The organism is Thermoleptolyngbya oregonensis NK1-22 (genome assembly GCF_032705245.1).
Taxonomy (GTDB): Bacteria; Cyanobacteriota; Cyanobacteriia; order Elainellales; family Elainellaceae; genus Thermoleptolyngbya; species Thermoleptolyngbya sichuanensis.
The window spans coordinates 185,577-202,653 of record NZ_CP053540.1; the positions used below are offsets into that span (position 1 = coordinate 185,577).

Below are 17,077 nucleotides of genomic sequence, written 5' to 3' on the forward strand. Positions count from 1 at the left end.
CCCAATCCAAAATCCAAAATCCAAAATCCAAAATCCCCAATCCAAAATCCCGCTCTACCCTCCCATCTCCAACTCCTGCCCCCCAACCCCCGTCCCCAGACCCCGCTTTCGGCTTTTCCACCAGGTCTGAACGCCCTGCCAGCGCCCCTGCATGGCCGCCGCCCACTGACGCATGGCTAAATCGGGCTGTTGCGGAAAATATCGCACCAACTGGGCCAGCCCAAAGGCATCTCGATGCCCCAGCAGCAGGGCATAGAGCAGGAATATTCCTCGCCGGGCAGGTGGCAAGTGTTCCAGCAGCGCCAGGGTTTCGTTGTGGACGGCGTTTTGGCGGGCGATCGCGCTGAACTGGTGGCGCTGGTCTTCGTCATGCCGGGGGGCGGGGTAGTGATCGACCAGGACAGTGGGATCGTAGACCAGTCGCCAGCCGTCGCGCCGCAGCGCCAGACTAAAGGCCAGTTCAAAGTGAACCTGGGCCCCAGCGCCGCGCATCCGGGTGTCGAATCGTCGGTGGGCGATCGCCGTTCGGCGGAAGCTCATGTTCACGCCTTTGAGAATATCGACCTCTCGCGCCGCGCCCATGCCCAGGTGATGGTTGCCGATGGGCCGACCAAACCATTGCAGCTTGCCCACGGTGCAGGGCCGGCCGGTCAGAGATTCGGGCAAGTGCTGGATGCGATCGCGCCCGCCCAGTCCGCCCAAGTGGGGATCGGCCAGGAAATGCTGCTCGATGCGCTGTAGCCAGTCCGGGTGGGGCGCAGCGTCGTCGTCTGTAAAGCAAACCACATCGCCCTGGGCAGCGTCCAAGCCCCGATTCATCGCCGCTACTACTCCCGGCATAGCCACACTCAGCGTTCGCAAATTGGGCTGCAAGTTTCGCAAGGGGAAACCCTTCTCAGACGCTAGAAAACTCCAGGTGTCGCAATCCGTCTCGCGCACCACCACAATCACCTCATCGGGCGATCGCACTTGCTCAGCCAGGGCCGCCAGACAGCGCCGCAGGTCGTCAGCGCGGCAGTAGGTGGGAATGATGACGGTGAGTTGCATAGTTGGCAGTTTGGGGATGATCAGCAGCGGCAGGGCAGCACAGCGCGTCAAACAAGTCCAGATATTGCTGCGCCATTGCGCTCCAGGTGTGGGCTTCGGCGCGGCGACGGGCCGCCTGGCCCAGTTGCGATCGCCGCGTGGGGTCGGCAATCAGCGCGTTCAGCGTTTGGGCCAGATGCTCCACGTCGTTGGGGTCGGGCAGCACCACGCCGCAGTCGGGGGTGACGATTTCTGCGCCGCCCGTGGTTGCCGCAGTCACCACTGGCAGCCCGGTGGCCATGGCTTCTAGCAGCACGAGCGAACAGGCTTCGTATCGGGATGGAAAAATGAACAGGTCGGCGGCTTGCATCAGGTCCTTGAGGTCGCGGCGATAACCCAAAAAATGAACGCGATCGCCCACCCCCAAATCCTGTGCCAAGCGGGGATAGGGGCTGCCCCGCAGATCGCCCGCCACTGCCAGATGCAGCCCAGCCACCTGAGCCAGAGCGCGAAGCACGGTGTCTAGGTTTTTGCGCGGCGTTCTGATATCTCCTGCAAACAGACCCATCGGCACGTTCCCCGGCAGTCCCCAGCGATCGCGCTCCACAGAACCCGGCACAAACTCTGTGACATCCACTCCGTTCAGCACGACTCGAATCTTCGCCGCAGGCACTCCTAGCCTCAGCAGCCCCTGCTTGACCTGCTGAGAAACCGCCACCAAAACCGTCGCCTGTTGAAATGCCCGCTTTTCCCAATGGGCATTCAGGAGGGTGTAGAGCCGCTGGTACAGACCCCGCAGTCCAGGAGTGCGATTGGCGGGCGATTCCCGCAGGGATTGCTTCGCGAATCGCAGCCAGTCATGGTGGACAAAATGCACCGCGTTGACCCTTGCCGGAAAATCGGTAATCGCGCCGTTGAGCTTAATCACATCGAACTCGACCGCGTGCTTTGCCAGCCAGCGCCGACTCCGCCAGGAAAACACCAAGTTTCTCAGCAGCTCCGTCGGCAGCCCCTCGACCGGAATTGCCACCCAAGTCACCCCCGGATGCGGCACCAAGTCTGGCGCAACCTCGCTGGCCAGCAGCGTCACCGAATGCCCTACTGCCAGCGCGTGCTGCACAATGGCGTAGTTGACGCGCCCCTGCCCGTCTCCTGGAACCACCCGATGCGTCACAATGCAAAGTTTCACTCGCGCTGCCTCCAGCTATGCTAAAGCGGCAAATATCGGTGTTTGATGCAGCCATAGAGTTCGCCGCCGCGCCAGCAGCCTTCCATCAGCACCCTACACAACGAAGCGCGATCGCGCAGCGAGGCAATCAGGCGAACCGGAAACAGCGCCACCGTTTTGACGATCGACTTCCAACTCAAGATTTGCGGCATTCCCTTGTTTCGATGCTTCTGATAAAGGAATGGTTCTGTGTATCCAAACTTGAAGGCTCGGCGACAGACGCTCCGAATGCTGCCGCGCAGCCGGAAGTGAACGATCGCGTCAGGTGCATAGCTCAGCTTGAAGCCAGCCTGCTGCACACGCCAGGAATAGTCCACATCCTGAAGCCGCAACAGCGTTTCATCAAATCCATGAACCGCATCATGAACAGCATGACGAATTCCTAAATTACACCCGCTGGCAAACTTTAGGTATCCCGACTCAAACAGCTTCAATCCATTTTCGTAACTATAAGCCCGTACCAGCCAGGGTTCGTTGAGCCGCCAATATTCCATATACCCGCCGACCAGATCGGCTTTCTCCAGGGCAGCGGCCATCGCAGCAACCCAGCCTGCGCCCACCTCATCATCTCCATCACAAAACAGCAGAAACTCGCCCCGTGCTGCTGCCGCCGCCACGTTGCGGGCATGGGCGCTGCCACCAACCCTAGAGGCATCCACGACGCGCAGATTGGGGAGGCGATCGCCAAACTGCTTTGCAATGGCTACGGTGTCGTCTGTAGACCCATTGTCTGCCACGATCACTTCCCACGGCTCTGCATACTGTTGGGCTGCCAAGGCCGCCAGTTGGGTAGCAAGGGTAGACGCATTGTTGAGGCAGGGAATGATCACGCTAACTTTCATGGGCTGGAATTCGCGAATGGGGTAGATGCTAAGAGGGGACTTGTCAGAACGAGCGAAAACTTTGGACTCACAAGGCGCTAGCGAGCGGTGTTCTTAAACGTGTCTTGAATGCTCTGCGAGATGCGGATCGACTCGACTCGATTGAGACTCAAAAAGTGATCTGAATCGTCTTCGTGCGATCGCTCCATCAGCACCAGCGAACACAGCAAGCTCAGCATCAGCGCAACCAAGGTTCTCATATTAAACAGCCGACCCCTGAGCGACTGAAATAGATGAACTCGGGCTTCAGACGGACGATTTGCTAGCAGCAGCCCAATCCCCAAGGTCGTTTGGGCGTGCAGCAAAATCTTCTTGAAATGAGGTCTAAATGGACGCAGGTTGCTGTCTTGAAGAAAGCGCTGATAGCAAAAGATTTCTACTTTAGCTTTAGAAATTTTGGCAAGCCCATCTCGTCGGCCGCTCAAAAAGGTATCCGTGTTTGGATGTTCTCGATGGTAGACTAACTTGTCGGCAAGATAATACGCAGCCTGCCCATCTTTGCAGCACAGATAGGTAATGTAGAGGTCGTGCATCCTATCCACTTCGGGTGGGATGCTTGCCCAATCGATTGACTCTCTCCGAATCACAGCGCCCGCAACGCTGGGGACAGATTTGCGAACCAGTCCAATCTCGACAAAGGGTTGGTAGAGTCCACTTTGGAGGCGATCGCGCCGATAGGCTCGCGTCATCCTGCGCGTGGCAAAGGCGCTGATTTTTCCCGTCTCGTCGATGATGAACTGATCGCAGAAAGCAATCGTTGCTTCGGGGTATTGCTCCAATAGCGGAACCAGACTCTCTAAGAAGCGATCGCTCCAGAGGTCATCATCATGCAAGAAGGCTAGATACTTGCCCCGCGCCATTTTGACAGCATTTATCGCGTTGGCAAAAAGGCCTAAGTTCTTCTCGTTTCGCCAAAAACGAATCCGGGAATCATCAAAGGATTCGATGATCGCCCTCGGATCTTTGGGGCTGCAATTGTCGAAAACAATAATTTCAATATTTTGATAGGTTTGCTGAACCGCACTTTGAAGCGCCGCCCGCAGAAAAGTCGGACGATTATAGGTCGGAATAATAACGCTCACGAGTGCAGTTTGATGATTCATCGGCTTACGCTTTAATCAGTTTCTTTCAGTTCCTTGTCTCTGCTTGTCCATGCCCCTGAATTTTATTAACAGCGGTTTCAAAGTCGTTTTCAAAGCCCTCTTCAAAGCCGTTTCCAAAACCCTTTTCAAAGCCGTAACCTGAACCCGTCTCAACCTTAGGATGCCTGCTGAATTTGGTAGTATTTCCAGAAGCGATCGCGCCGATCAATTAATTCTCGATAGCCGCCTTGCTCGACAATTCTTCCCTGCTCTAGCACCACAATTTTGTCGGCTCCTGAAATCGTAGAGAGTCGATGGGCGATCGCCAGTACGGTTCGCCCTACCGAGAGTTTTTCGAGCGCTTCCTGAATCAGTCTTTCAGACACCGAATCCAGAGCGCTAGTAGCCTCATCCAGAATCAGAATTTCAGGGTTTCTGAGCAGCGCACGGGCGATCGCAATTCGCTGGCGCTGCCCACCCGATAGCCGAATGCCGCGATCACCCAGCGTTGTCTCAAACCCCTCCGGCATTTCTAGAATAAACTCCAGCGCGTTTGCCAACCGTGCGGCTTCATACACTTCGCTATCGGTGGCCTGTTCGGAGCCGTAGGCAATATTGCTGCGAATAGACGCATTAAAAATGAACGTATCCTGACTCACGATCGCCAACCGATGGCGAACAGAATCAATCTCGAACTCTCGTAGATCAATTCCATCCAAAAGTACCTGCCCCGCAGTCGGGTCATAGAAGCGAGAAATCAAATCTGCCAGCGTAGATTTGCCAGACCCCGATGCCCCAACCAAGGCCGTAGTTTTGCCTTTTTCGATGCAAAGATTGATATCTTTTAACACCAAATGATCGGGGTCATAGCCGAAATCAACAGCTACAAACTCAATCCCATGAAACAATCCAGGAAAACTGCGCGTACCGTCTTCAAAAAATTGCTTGCCTTCATCGCTCAAGAGCCGCTTGATATTTTCTACAGACCCCATCATGGTGCTGAGGTGAGAAAACACGCCCAGCAAGTCTTGGCTGTAGGGAACCATGCGAAACAGAATAAATAAGAACGTCAGCAAGGACGCAACGGGCATGATGCGATTGGTAAGCGCGAGGATAATCATGCCCACCAGCACAAAGGTCGCCGAAGCCTCTGCCAGCGGACGCACCAGGCAGGACAGGCGATAGACCGTTTTCCATTCTTGAACCAGTCCTGTGCTGGCCTGATAAAACCGCCGCCGTTCAAAATCTTGTGCAGAAAAGGCCTGTACAGTGCGGATTCCGTTGATGAATTCGATGGCGATAGAAGTCAGTCGTCCGCTTGCTTGAGAGGTTCTAGTACTTCGCCGCCGTACCCGTTTGTTCAGCTTAGAAAACCCGAAGGCCAGTCCACCAAAGAGTAGAATCGAAATGAGTGAAAGCTGCCAGGATAGCAAGAGAATGGCGATCGCATACACCAGTAGCGTAAAGGCACGGGTCATCAGAAATGACATAGCCCCAAAAGCATTTCTGATCCGCTCCATTTCGCTGGTTAACACATCGACCAGTTCTCCCGATCGAGTCTGAGAAAAATAGCTGAGACGCTGCGATTGAAGCTGCTCAAACACGCGCTTGCGGAGTCGATCAATGAGGGTGACTTCACTCGTCAGCGTGTAATATTGCGCCAGATAATTAAACACGGCCCGGATGCAGGTCGCCGCCACAATCAGTCCAGACACGCGATAGAGCCGCTGGTTAACTGGGGCATTAACCCCTAATATCCAAACATCAAACCATTCAATTCCAGTCTGGACGGGCGGTGCATCCGGTGAGGTGAGACTTTGCAGAAACGCCAGCAAAAACCCCAGCCCAAACCCTTCTGTAATAGATGCCAAAAGGGCAAAGCAAACTGCGGCGATCGCCAGCCAGCGAAAGCTTTTGAACTCCCTCAAGATCAAGTGGTTTTCTTGCCAAAACCGAGTTGCTCTCAGGGGCTTGCGAACCAGTTGAAGCAGTTTGAAAAACATGGGCGGAGCAACAAAACAGCTTAGTTATCCCGGATCTCTACGCAGTCTTTATAAAGCTCCTTAACCTCCTTTGCTAGGCGGCATCTCGTCCTGCGGATTCGGCAGTTTCGCGGTTAGAAACGGACTCGGCAAACAGGGCCCCCAGTCCCGACGGGCGACCATAGGCCACCTGAGCGCCCTTCACATCGTTGGCAATCATTCCAATCACGTTCAAGCCATTGAGCGCCGTGGCTGCCTGAATCAGGCTGGACTGGGACACGCTGTCGAGACGAGCGACGACGGCAACGCCTTCACAAAGCGAGGCGGTTTGAATCGCATCCACCACGCCCAGCACAGCGCAGGAATCCAGAATCACCAGGTCATAGTCTTTTTCAAACGCTCTAATCCAGTCCCGCAGTTCGTCGGAACTGAGCAGGCGCACCGGATCGCTGGACAGCGGCCCCGCCGTCAGCACATCGGTATTTGCGCCGATGCTGTGCAGTAGGGGCTGCCGATCTTCGCCGCTGAGCAGGGTGGAGAGTCCCTGGCGGTTGGGCAGGTTGAGCTGGTGGTGCAGGCTGGGCGATCGCAGGTTGGCATCAATCAGCAGCACCCGCTGATGCAGTCGCGCCGCACTCAGGGCCAGCCCAATCGACACCAGCGTTTTGCCTTCATTCGCCAGAGCAGACGTAATAGCGAGCGATCGCAGGGCCGATGCCGGACTGCTGCGCCGCAGGCTCTTGTAGACCAGATCCATCGACTCTCGAAACAGCGGCCACTGGGCAGCTTGCAGCATGGGCAACGCAGCGGGCGATCGCCCAGACAGCGGCAACTGGCCCCCCAGCGGCCAGCGCTGACCGACAATGCTGCGCGGCAGCCTTGGCACCATGCCCAGCGGCGGCAGGGCGACCGTTTCTGTCAGCTTTTCGGGCGAGTGGATGACATCATCCATCGACTCGCGCAAGAACACCGCCATTGCGCCCAAAAACAGCCCCAGCACCGTTCCCAGCAGCAGATCGGTCAGCACCCGTGGGCCTGTTTTAATGCCCTGCTCTGGCGCTTCCACCACCTGCCAGTTATAGCCACCGCGCCCAATTTCAATGGCCAACTCTTGACGTGCTTTCAAAAGCTGCTGGAGGGTTTCGCGCTTGGTGGTGATGTCGGGCTGGAGGCGGTTGTATTCGGCAATCAGTTGCGGAAACTGATTTAGCTCGTTGCGAAGCTGGGCTTCGGCCTGGGCCAGGCTTTGATCGCGAGCCTGCAAGCCCACCAGGTTGGTCTGCGTGGCCACCAACTGCCCAGCCAGCCCCATTTCCACCTCACCCATCTGGGCTTCGGTATAGAGTTTGTCTTCAGAAAGCTCAGTGCGATCGCCCAGGATGCGTCTGGCCTCTTGCTGGAGCAGCGCCCGCTCTCGGTCAAGCTGCTGCGTTAGGCTGCGGACTGTAGGCGAGCGATCGGTATAGGTCACCAGCTGCTCCGCTAGCGCTAGTTCAGTTTCTTGCAGCGAGGTCAGCAAGTTGCGAAATCGCTGCGACTGGCTCAGGCGCGACGCGACGATCGCCCCTTGGGGCGTGCGGGCAAGCTGCTGCTGGAGGTCGCGAAACCGCATCTGATTATCCTGAAACTCGGCCTGGATGGCGCGGCGCTGTTCGGCGATCGCATTCAGCGCCTTCGCAAACTCCGTGGCCTGCTGCTCTGGGTCGATAATGCCCTGCCCTTCGCGGAAATCTTCGAGCGATCGCTCTGCATTCGCCACCTCCTGCCGCACCGTAGGCAGTTGCTCGTCAATAAACGACAGACCGTTGCTTAGACGGAGCTTCTGCTGCTCCAGGTTATAGGCCAGGTAGACATTTTTCATCACCTCCAGCACCCGCTGCGACTTCAGCGGATCGCCGCTGGTATAGTCCACCTGGAGAATTTTCGTCTCAATCTTGTCTTCGGTTTCCAGCACGCGGCTCACCGCCAGACCCCGCTTCAAGTCCTCCAATCCCAGGTCAGGATACTCAGAGCGCAACGCCTCCACCGCCCGCCCCAGCAGGATGGGACTCTGCATTAGGCGAATTTGCGTGGCGTAGTCAATTTCGACTGCGGCTGGAGCCGTGAACAGCGTCTCTGGCACAGCCCCCCGCAGATTCGCCTTCTGCTCGTAGTTCGACTCCACCAAAAGCTGCATCGAACTGCGATAGGTCGCGTCCTTGCGGGCCGACAGCAAGGTTGAAACCGCCATCGTACTCAGCAGCACCCCCAGCAGCAACAGCCGCCGCCGCATCAGCGTGGCAAAAAGCTGCCCATAGCCGAGTTCCGAGTCGGCTGACCCATTCAGTTTCGCCTCAAGCATGATTCTTCATCCCGCATGAACTCAAAATCTGGAACTCCGGTAGTGACCTGTATGGAGTGACCTTTACGACTGACCTTTATGACTGAGCTTAATCACTGAATCTAGACAAACACCCCAAATGAAAACTCTGGACGAATATTCTTGCAGCACGCGCTGAAACAAAAGAACACCTTGAAATAAACCCCTTCAGCTAGGCTCATCTAGGCTCATCGAGCCAGACTCACCGAGCTAAACGCAACTGCTCGGCGATCGCACACCCCGTCGATAATTTCCCCAATCTTGTCAAAAAAGACCTTCTTGGTAAATCGACTCAGCGCGTGATCCCGAATCCTGGAATAATCCCACTGCATCCGCACCGCCTCTAGCAGCGTCGCCTCCAGCGAAGCAGCCGTCTGCTCTTGAAAGAATAACCCCGTCAGCCCTGGAATCTGCGTATCCAGCACGCCACCCGCGCCATAGGACACCACGGGCGTACCGCTGGCATTCGCCTCCACCGGCACTAGACCATAATCTTCCAGCGCCGCCACCACCACCAGCTTCGCCCGCGCCAGCAGGCTAGCCCGCTCCGCATCGCTGACGTAGCCCAAGAACTGGATATTTCTGGCGCTCATGCTTTCCAGGCGCTTGCGATCCGGCCCCTCTCCCGACACCAGCAGCGGCCAGCCCAGCCTGCTAAACGCTTCTACGATGACATCCACCCGCTTATAGCCCAGCAGCCGCGCCGAAGCCAGATAAAAGTCATCCTTCTTGTCCGAAAACTGAAACAGGCTAGCATCAATTGGATAATTCACCGTCACCGCTGGGCGGTTGTAAAGCGCCTCAATTCGTCGAGCCACTGTGTTGGAATTGGCAATATACAAATCTGGTTCCTGAGCATAGGCCAAGTCTGCCTTTCTCAGGATCTTAAACACCACATCGATAGCGGGATAAAACGTTTGAAAATCTCGATATTCGCGCAGATAGTTTTGCGTATCCCAAAGGAATCGGGGGACGTTATGACAAAAGCAAATGTGCTTTGCGTGGGCCCCTTTTCGCACGGCTTTTGCAAAGCTGGTGCTGCTGCTCACGATCAGATCGTAATCTCGCAAATCGAGCGCTCGAAATGCTGGGTAATAAAACGGAGCCAGCAGCCTGAAATACTTCGAGGCATTGGGCATCGCCTGCAAAAGGGTGGTTCGCACTTCGCGATCGCCCAGTTCGATCGTGCGCTCCGGGTCATACAAAGACGTGTAAATATCTGCGTCTGGAAAATATCGGCATAGCAGTTCAAAAACCCGCTCTGCCCCACCCCGCTGAGTTAGATAGTCGTGTACCAGCGCAACTTTCATGGTTAGAAACTCTGTATCTAGCTAGTTCAATATCCCAGCCATGAGCAAAACGGGAAGCATTTACATAACAGTCAAGGCATCAATAAAACACGGCTTGTTCAACCCCAACCAGCAACCTGACTAATTCCAATATTTTTTAAGTCGTCAAAGTTTTAGATCACCATTTAGAACGCTATTGGAACCCCGATTTAGACCATTAAGGTTAACGTCATAGAACCAGCGCAGCAGGCTATAGAACAGATGCACTTTCCAGCATTATTTCCAGCATTAATATCATTTGGTGCTAGAAGTTATGTAGACTAACCGGAACTCGTAAAAGTACGATGTCGTCGCCAACAAAGGTTTACATAATCTTCATACATAAGGGCAAAATCATGAATTTTTCATGAAGTTATCAAGAAGGTGCGACTCTCTTTAGAGGTTCAAAGTCCTGAGGGCAGACACTTTCAGCTTCTATCACTAGTTTTTATCTTTCGGTCTGAAGTTCATGTTTTTTTAACGGGAAATGACTGAGGATATCCGAGTAATTACTGAGATCATCAGATACATCCTCAATGGCGATCGCCCCAATTTTCTAGTTTTGTACTAGTCCAATGCGTAGCCCATGCAAAAGCGGCCAGGGAAAACCGTCTGCTCCCCGGCCGCTTTTGGGCACTGTTTTTGATAGTGTTTTTGACAGTTATTCTGAGTTGCTAATCGCTGCCGTTTCCTATCCAGAACATCAGGAAAAACCTGGCGATCGCCCTCCGATACAGCATTTTGGGCAGCCAGAAATTCTCACATTCAAAAGTTCTCACCTTGCAGTCATCACTCCCAGACAAAACATTTACAAAACCGGCTCGCAGTCAACAATCTTGCTAAGTTTAGAATGCTCTCTCTAGGCAAAGTAATTGCCGACTGACAATACCCCTGCCTGGGCATCGCCCGGACTCAGGGCGATCGCCGTGACGTTGATCAGCAAATCACGACCAGCAGAAAAGCCCGCTTGATTATCGTTCACCGAAAGATAGGTACGGTTTCGCCATTCAAATTTGCCATTCAAAGAAGATCGCTTGGTTTGCCAGGAGTCGCTGATTGCCTCGTCGGGCCAGGTTTTTGTCGAGGTAGGCGGCTTGGACTGAGGCTTCGAGCGATCGCCCAGTTTTCACCCCGGCATTAAACAATCTGCGGGATCGCCGTTTGCGTCAACAGGCTGCTGGAACGAGTCTGTCAGCAAAGTTGCTGCCCCCGTCTAGTGCCTTTTCTGATTGCGCTGTCGTGTTCCAAAAGAGTTTGTATGCACACCAGACTTCTGTTAAAATGAAGCTTCGGCATCTTGGAGAGATGGCTGAGTGGTCGAAAGCGGCAGATTGCTAATCTGTTGTACGGTTCGAAAGTCCGTACCGAGGGTTCGAATCCCTCTCTCTCCGTTCTAGATTTATGAACCTTGGGCATTGCTCAGAGAGGGCTGGGTCACGTCCTAGCGATCGAGCGCACTCAGCAGTTGAGCCAGTTAAAATTGCCGGAAGTGGGCGATCGCTTCTACCCGCTGAACGCAGCCTTAGCTCTGTCTATTAAGCTTTTTTGCACTTTTCGTTACATTTGTTGACCGCATAAGCATTGGGCACCGTTCCGGGATAGTCTAGATCCGGAAACGGTGAAAACCGTATGCAGCATCAGTGCTGCGGATGTTTCGTCGATCATTTCCTTTACGTTTAGCAACTGTTCTTTTTCCATCATGGCAACGTCTCCCTCTCCCGAAGCGACTTCTCCGTCTCCCAGTTCCGTCTCTACGAACGCTGCGGTTAATGTAATGCCCCCTGCGGATTCGCGGGAGCGTGTTAGCACGGCGCTGAAGGCGCTGCAAGACAGCATCTGTCAGGGACTAGAGGCACTAGACGGCGAGGGCAAGTTTCAGGAAGATGGCTGGGTGCGCGAAGAGGGCGGCGGCGGGCGATCGCGCGTGCTGAAGGGCGGTCGTGTGTTTGAGCAGGGCGGTGTGAATTTCTCAGAAGTGTGGGGCAAGGATCTGCCCCCGTCGATTTTGGTGCAGCGCCCAGAGGCGGCGGGGCACGGCTTCTATGCCACGGGTACGTCGATGGTGCTGCATCCCCGCAACCCCTACATTCCTACGGTTCACCTCAACTACCGCTACTTTGAGGCGGGCCCAGTGTGGTGGTTTGGCGGCGGCATTGACCTCACGCCCTACTATCCTACCCGCGAAGATGCCGCCCATTTCCACAAAACCATCAAAGCGGCGTGCGATCGCCATAACCCCCACTATTACCCCGCCTTTAAGCGCTGGTGCGACGAGTACTTCTACCTCAAGCATCGCGGTGAAACGCGCGGTGTGGGCGGCATTTTCTTCGACTATCAAGACACGCAGGGTATCCTCTATCCCATTTCCTATCCCGGCTCCCACAGCGACACCCCCGCAGCCGACTACAGCAAGCAGGTCGGCCCCGTGCAGGGACGCACCTGGGAAGATCTATTCGCCTTTGTGCAGGACTGTGGCAACGCCTTTTTGCCTGCCTATGTGCCCATCGCCGAACGGCATCAGCATGACGAGTATGGCGATCGCGAACGGAACTTCCAGCTTTATCGGCGCGGGCGCTACGTCGAATTCAACCTGGTCTACGACCGGGGCACGATTTTTGGACTACAAACCAACGGCCGCACCGAATCAATCCTCATGTCGCTGCCGCCGCTGGTGCGCTGGGAATATAACTACAAGCCGGAACCGGGCACACCCGAAGCAGAGCTATACGAGGTGTTTCTGAAGCCGCAGGACTGGGCTGAGTGGAACGGTTAGGGCATCAAAAGTTGAGCATCTCCGGGTCGTGGCTCTAGCGGCAGGGGCTGAGTGGAGCCACGACCAACGGGGGGCGCGTTCTGCTGGGGAGTTTCGGCGGACACGCCAGAGGGTGTCAACTGGGGCGGCGGATTTAGCACGCTGGGGTTAAAAAAGGCAACGAGCGTGTTCACCAGTGCGTCGCGCTGGGCGCGGGTGAACTGGTTGACCACGGCGGTGTCTGCCTCTAGAGGATTGGTGGTGAGATTAATGGCTCCAGGATAGGAGCCAGGAACCATCGGCTCGTTGATGCCCAGGTAATCCGCAAGGGTCAGCTTCCAGTCAAACCGGGAGATGGGCGATCGCCCCTTAATCAGCGTGTGGTATCGGATCATCCGGCTGAGGAAGGTATCTTCGGGATCGACGGCTCCCGTGCGCTGAGAGATGTAATTATTTTCAAGCGGTATCTCCGGCAGGCGGCGATAGATCTCCTCTGCCACGCGGCTGGGAATGGGAACGCCATACTGCTGGGCGATCGCCCGTTGTGCCCCCAGCGGCGAGTTGGCATAGCGGGTCTGGGTTGGCGCAATCAGCCCCAGAGCTAGCAACATGCCTGCCGCGATCAGCAGTGCGGCAATCAACCGAGAGAGCAGCCGAATCCGGGTTTGTCGGCGTGAGCGCGATCGCATGGTCTCCCCTCCACATTCCTTCCAACTGAGCTTGCGCTATTCACCAATAATTTCTGGTTGAGTTAGCTCGTCCGACATTTCAATAATGGCGCGAATCACGGGCTTCATCTTGGGATCATCCAGGCTGTCAAACTCCTCGAAGCGGCGGCGCTGAGCGCGATTGGCCACCTGAACTGTGATGCGATAGCGATTGGAAGCCGCGTTGATGAGATCCTCAGCCCGACGCATTAAATGGCTGGAATCAAAATGAGACCGTTTCATAGCTGCCAATCCTTAGAACGAGTAAACAGAACAAGTAAACAAGTCAACTAAACAAGTCAACGCGCAAACCAACTGACGTACTCCAGTGTAGCCAATCGAGTCGCGGTTGATGCCGACCATCAAACCAAAGTTGCGCTCAGAGCAGCGCGAGGCTCATCAATCCATCGCTCTATAGACCCTCTGTAGACACTCTGTTGGCAAAGGTATTGAATTCAACCACTGGGCAATCACTGGGCAAAACCTCTGGATCTCTGGATTAAGCTGGATTAGCTGGATCAACGTGATGGAGCAAAATCTCTGGACAAAATCGGAGCAGGCATAGTTTCGGAACCTAACCGCATGTTAAGATATGCACCAATTATGAGATCTGTGTTGGAGAGGTTATTTCACTCATGGAAGCGGCTCTGTTACTCGCAAAACTGCCCGAAGCCTACGCAATCTTCGACCCCCTGGTAGATGTGCTGCCGATTATTCCCGTGTTCTTCTTTTTGCTGGCGTTTGTGTGGCAAGCCGCCGTGGGCTTCCGCTAAGCTGCTTTGCCTAAGCTGCTTTACCAAGGTTGTGATTTTCTCAGGTTCTTTGAAGGGGGTGGGGACAGGTTGGTTCCCGCCTTTTTTCATGCCTTTCATGCCCTAGCTTCTTCGTGTCCTGAGGGTCTACCCCAGTTAGCTGATTCGCCCAGTCCGCCCGATTCGTTTACATAAGGAACTTTATAATCCGCATCATCCGCTAGTGGTCGCCTGCCAGTAGCCTGCCAAGGGGACTTTGCTTCTGTATGCCAGTTTTGAGCGCCCAACGTCTGAGAAAGGTCTATCGAGACAAGAAGATGGAAGTGCCCGCCGTGCGAGACGTATCGCTGGTGCTGAGTGCGGGCGAGGTGCTGGCGTTTCTGGGCCCAAACGGGGCAGGCAAAACCACCACCATCAAGATGATTGCGGGGCTGATTTTGCCCGATGCGGGCCAGGTGCAAATCGTTGGGCGCGATCCGCACCGAGACAGTCGGGCGCTGCGATCGCTCGGCGCAGTGCTGGAAGGAAACCGCAACCTCTACTGGCGCTTGACCTGTGAGGAAAACCTGGAATACTTTGGCGTGCTGCGGGGGCTATCGCGACGGGTGGCGCATCAGCGAGGCAAGGCGCTGTTGGAGCGGTTTGGGCTGACGGAAAAGCGCAAAACCGTGGTGCAAGCTCTGTCGCGGGGGATGCAGCAAAAGCTGGCGATCGCCGTTTCGCTGATCCACGACCCGCAACTGCTGCTGCTGGACGAGCCGACCTTGGGGCTGGATGTTGAGGCGACGCAGGCGGTGAAGGCACTGGTGCGAGAAATCGCCGCTGAGGGCCGCGCCATCCTGCTGACCACGCACCAGCTTGACATTGCCGAAGAATTGTCCGACCGCGTTGCCATTATCCGTCAGGGTGAAATTGTGGCGGAGGAAGCCACCCCTGAGCTAATCCGTCAGTTTTCTGGCTCTGCCTACCACATTGAATTGGAGAGTCCGCTCACGGGCGATCGCCTGCAAAAGCTAGACGCGCTAGGGGTTTTAGCGCAGGGTTGCACCCTCACCGTCCCCGATTCGTCCCTGCTGTATCCGGTTCTGGACATCCTCAACCCCCTGCCCCTGCTGAGCATCACCCGCGACGAAGCCAGCCTCACCGATATTTTTCTCAAGCTCACCCGCCTCAAAGCTTGAGCAGGATCTGCATACGAACTCCGCACACGAACTCTGCATACGAACTCTGCACGCTATTGCTGCACGGCAACACCGCAACAGGCAGATGTGGGGCACGTCCTGACCTGACCCATCTCCGGTGTTTCCTGTAGAAATAATGCGAACCAAAGTCGCAATTCTTACCCAAAAGGAACTGAACTGCTTTTAGTTAAGGGGATACACGCGCCCTCATTGTTACATCCCAACACAGCTTTCATTAATTCTTTATGCCGCCCCTGCGGATATCTTTAGCATTCATCCCGCATAACAGTATTGGAGACTGTTGGAGCCATTTCCAAATCCCCCCAGATCCAAAGACGGCAACTGATGCCCACTGATGCCCACTGATGCCAATCGAGCCAATCGAGCCCATCGAAGCCAATTGCAGTTAATGCAATTGCAGTAAGTGCAAAAGTCAGAATCATGCGGAAGCTCGTAAACCCTAATCAGGCAACCTTTTAGCCCTGCTCGACCCAGCATGACAGCGAAAGTTCCCTGACCCTCTAGCGTCTGAACCCCCAAAATCCCGTTTTGCTATGACTATTTCCGTGCTAATTCCCCCGGTACAAGCTATCTCATCCCCCATCCCGCTAACAGACCTGGCGCTGCTGCATCGATCGCTCCAGCCTCAGCTTGAAGCAGTGATTCAGACGGCAATGCTCCAGGGAGACTTTGTGTTGGGTGGGGCGCTGCTCGATTTTGAAATCGCCTTTGCCCGCGCCTGTGGAAGTGAGCATGGCGTTGGGGTAGGCTCTGGGACAGATGCGATCACCCTGGGGCTGCGGGCCTGCGGCATCGGGCAGGGCGACGAGGTGCTGCTGCCTGCAAATACCTTTGTGGCGACGCTGATCGGCGTGCTGCAATCGGGCGCAACCCCGGTGCTGGTGGACTGCGAACCTGATACCGCGCTGATAGATCTGGTGGCCGCCGAAAAGGCGATTACGCCCCGCACGCGGGCCATCATCCCGGTTCACCTCTATGGGCAAATGGTGTCGCCTCGTCAGTTGCTCGATTTGTCTGGCACCTACGACCTGATGATTTTTGAAGACGCAGCCCAGGCGCATCTGGCAGAGCGCGAAGGCTATCGTGCGGGTTCTGTTGGCATGGCGGCTGCCTTTAGCTTTTATCCCAGCAAGAACCTGGGGGCGCTCGGCGATGGCGGCATGGTGGTGACGCGGGAAGCGCAGATTGCCGAACGGCTGCGATCGCTCCGCAACTATGGCGCACCCTGCAAGCACTACCACACCGAGTTTGGCGTAAACAGCCGCCTAGACACGCTGCAAGCCGCTGTGCTGGGCGTGAAGCTGCCCCACCTGCCCCACTGGAACCGCGATCGCCTGCGGATTGCCCAGCGCTACGACGAACTGCTGGCCCCCCTCCAGTTTGCGGGAATCCAGCCCATCACCAATGTCAGCGGCGGCGGCCACGCCTATCATCTCTACGTGGTGTGTGTAACCAATGCCTGCCCTCTAGAGCGAGTTGCTCTGCAAGCTGCGCTAGAGTCTCGCCGCATCAGCACAGGCATCCACTATCCCGTACCCTGCCATTTGCAGCCCGCCTTCCGCTATCTGGGTTATAAACTGGGAGATTTTCCCAATACCGAGCGGCTGAGCCATCAGGTGCTATCGCTGCCGATTTACCCCGGCATGACAGACGCTCAGATTCAGCGCGTCGTCGGGGCGATCGAGGCGGCAGTGAGTGCGCCGTTTTCGGTGTCGTGCTGAATCATGGTGGGATGAGACGTTGGGTGCGGGAGTGATTGGATCGTCGGGGCACTGGGA

15 protein-coding genes and 1 tRNA gene are annotated in these 17,077 nt (G+C 55.6%); 5 read left to right on the plus strand and 11 right to left on the minus strand.

Going from position 1 to position 17,077, the window contains the following annotated elements; genetic code table 11:
• Positions 1–54 precede the first annotated feature (54 nt).
• The 9 genes from HNI00_RS00795 to HNI00_RS00835 all read right to left on the minus strand — a co-directional run bounded on the left by HNI00_RS00795 (position 55) and on the right by HNI00_RS00835 (position 11,031).
• Complete coding sequence (locus tag HNI00_RS00795; RefSeq protein WP_316789836.1) at positions 55–1,047, minus strand: glycosyltransferase family 2 protein; 993 nt, start codon at positions 1,045–1,047, stop codon at positions 55–57.
• Positions 1,007–2,215 carry a glycosyltransferase family 4 protein gene (locus HNI00_RS00800; RefSeq protein WP_316789838.1) on the minus strand — a complete coding sequence of 403 codons (1,209 nt, stop codon included), beginning with the start codon at positions 2,213–2,215 and terminating at the stop codon, positions 1,007–1,009. Before HNI00_RS00800 ends, HNI00_RS00795 begins: the two co-directional genes overlap by 41 nt.
• Before the next feature lie 20 nt (positions 2,216–2,235).
• Positions 2,236–3,096 carry a glycosyltransferase gene (locus HNI00_RS00805; protein ID WP_316789840.1) on the minus strand — a complete coding sequence of 287 codons (861 nt, stop codon included), beginning with the start codon at positions 3,094–3,096 and terminating at the stop codon, positions 2,236–2,238.
• Between the two features lie 77 nt (positions 3,097–3,173).
• The gene (locus HNI00_RS00810) at positions 3,174–4,217 is read right to left on the minus strand and encodes a glycosyltransferase family 2 protein (protein WP_316789841.1); all 1,044 of its coding nucleotides are present in this window, start codon (positions 4,215–4,217) and stop codon (positions 3,174–3,176) included.
• A gap of 176 nt (positions 4,218–4,393) precedes the next feature.
• Positions 4,394–6,220, minus strand: coding sequence for a heterocyst formation ABC transporter subunit HepA (gene hepA / locus HNI00_RS00815; protein WP_316789842.1), 1,827 nt, complete (start codon positions 6,218–6,220; stop codon positions 4,394–4,396).
• Between the two features lie 73 nt (positions 6,221–6,293).
• A complete protein-coding gene (locus tag HNI00_RS00820; protein WP_316789844.1) occupies positions 6,294–8,540 on the minus strand; it encodes a GumC family protein in 2,247 nt (748 codons plus the stop codon).
• 206 nt (positions 8,541–8,746) lie between these two features.
• Positions 8,747–9,868, minus strand: coding sequence for a glycosyltransferase (locus tag HNI00_RS00825; protein WP_316789845.1), 1,122 nt, complete (start codon positions 9,866–9,868; stop codon positions 8,747–8,749).
• An 877-nt stretch (positions 9,869–10,745) separates the two neighbouring features.
• A complete protein-coding gene (locus HNI00_RS00830; protein ID WP_316789846.1) occupies positions 10,746–10,868 on the minus strand; it encodes a bluetail domain-containing putative surface protein in 123 nt (40 codons plus the stop codon).
• Positions 10,869–10,893: 25 nt separating this feature from the next.
• Positions 10,894–11,031: a hypothetical protein gene (locus HNI00_RS00835; RefSeq protein ID WP_316789847.1), complete on the minus strand. Its 138-nt coding sequence runs from the start codon at positions 11,029–11,031 to the stop codon at positions 10,894–10,896.
• A gap of 154 nt (positions 11,032–11,185) precedes the next feature.
• On the opposite strand from HNI00_RS00835, the gene HNI00_RS00840 reads away from it, so the two are divergent.
• Both HNI00_RS00840 and hemF read left to right on the plus strand, forming a co-directional pair.
• Positions 11,186–11,277, plus strand: a tRNA-Ser gene (locus HNI00_RS00840).
• A 308-nt stretch (positions 11,278–11,585) separates the two neighbouring features.
• Positions 11,586–12,659, plus strand: a complete 1,074-nt coding sequence (hemF, locus tag HNI00_RS00845) for an oxygen-dependent coproporphyrinogen oxidase (RefSeq protein ID WP_172356306.1) — start codon at positions 11,586–11,588, stop codon at positions 12,657–12,659.
• On the opposite strand, the gene HNI00_RS00850 is transcribed toward hemF, so the two are convergent.
• Both HNI00_RS00850 and HNI00_RS00855 read right to left on the minus strand, forming a co-directional pair.
• Entirely contained in the window at positions 12,656–13,327 is a 672-nt protein-coding gene (locus HNI00_RS00850; protein ID WP_316789849.1) for a hypothetical protein, read from the minus strand. The genes hemF and HNI00_RS00850 overlap by 4 nt on opposite strands.
• A 36-nt stretch (positions 13,328–13,363) precedes the next feature.
• Positions 13,364–13,588: a DNA-directed RNA polymerase subunit omega gene (locus tag HNI00_RS00855; protein WP_068509385.1), complete on the minus strand. Its 225-nt coding sequence runs from the start codon at positions 13,586–13,588 to the stop codon at positions 13,364–13,366.
• Between the two features lie 392 nt (positions 13,589–13,980).
• On the opposite strand from HNI00_RS00855, the gene HNI00_RS00860 reads away from it, so the two are divergent.
• From HNI00_RS00860 to HNI00_RS00870, 3 genes are all read left to right on the plus strand, one after another.
• A complete protein-coding gene (locus HNI00_RS00860; protein ID WP_068509389.1) occupies positions 13,981–14,118 on the plus strand; it encodes a photosystem II reaction center protein K in 138 nt (45 codons plus the stop codon).
• A gap of 245 nt (positions 14,119–14,363) precedes the next feature.
• Positions 14,364–15,278 (plus strand): ABC transporter ATP-binding protein, encoded by a 915-nt coding sequence (locus HNI00_RS00865; protein ID WP_316789850.1) that lies wholly within the window; start codon positions 14,364–14,366, stop codon positions 15,276–15,278.
• A gap of 554 nt (positions 15,279–15,832) precedes the next feature.
• Entirely contained in the window at positions 15,833–17,020 is a 1,188-nt protein-coding gene (locus HNI00_RS00870; RefSeq protein WP_316789851.1) for a DegT/DnrJ/EryC1/StrS family aminotransferase, read from the plus strand.
• The last annotated feature ends 57 nt before the right edge of the window (positions 17,021–17,077 follow it).

Excerpts from the sequence above, each read along its gene's own strand:
- HNI00_RS00795 (WP_316789836.1), bottom strand. The coding sequence starts at position 1,047 with ATGCAACTCACCGTCATCATTCCCACCTACTGCCGCGCTGACGACCTG.
- HNI00_RS00805 (WP_316789840.1), bottom strand. The coding sequence starts at position 3,096 with ATGAAAGTTAGCGTGATCATTCCCTGCCTCAACAATGCGTCTACCCTT.
- hepA (WP_316789842.1), bottom strand. The coding sequence starts at position 6,220 with ATGTTTTTCAAACTGCTTCAACTGGTTCGCAAGCCCCTGAGAGCAACT.
- HNI00_RS00820 (WP_316789844.1), bottom strand. The coding sequence starts at position 8,540 with ATGCTTGAGGCGAAACTGAATGGGTCAGCCGACTCGGAACTCGGCTAT.
- HNI00_RS00825 (WP_316789845.1), bottom strand. The coding sequence starts at position 9,868 with ATGAAAGTTGCGCTGGTACACGACTATCTAACTCAGCGGGGTGGGGCA.
- hemF (WP_172356306.1), top strand. The coding sequence starts at position 11,586 with ATGGCAACGTCTCCCTCTCCCGAAGCGACTTCTCCGTCTCCCAGTTCC.
- HNI00_RS00850 (WP_316789849.1), bottom strand. The coding sequence starts at position 13,327 with ATGCGATCGCGCTCACGCCGACAAACCCGGATTCGGCTGCTCTCTCGG.
- HNI00_RS00855 (WP_068509385.1), bottom strand. The coding sequence starts at position 13,588 with ATGAAACGGTCTCATTTTGATTCCAGCCATTTAATGCGTCGGGCTGAG.
- HNI00_RS00860 (WP_068509389.1), top strand. The coding sequence starts at position 13,981 with ATGGAAGCGGCTCTGTTACTCGCAAAACTGCCCGAAGCCTACGCAATC.
- HNI00_RS00865 (WP_316789850.1), top strand. The coding sequence starts at position 14,364 with ATGCCAGTTTTGAGCGCCCAACGTCTGAGAAAGGTCTATCGAGACAAG.
- HNI00_RS00870 (WP_316789851.1), top strand. The coding sequence starts at position 15,833 with ATGACTATTTCCGTGCTAATTCCCCCGGTACAAGCTATCTCATCCCCC.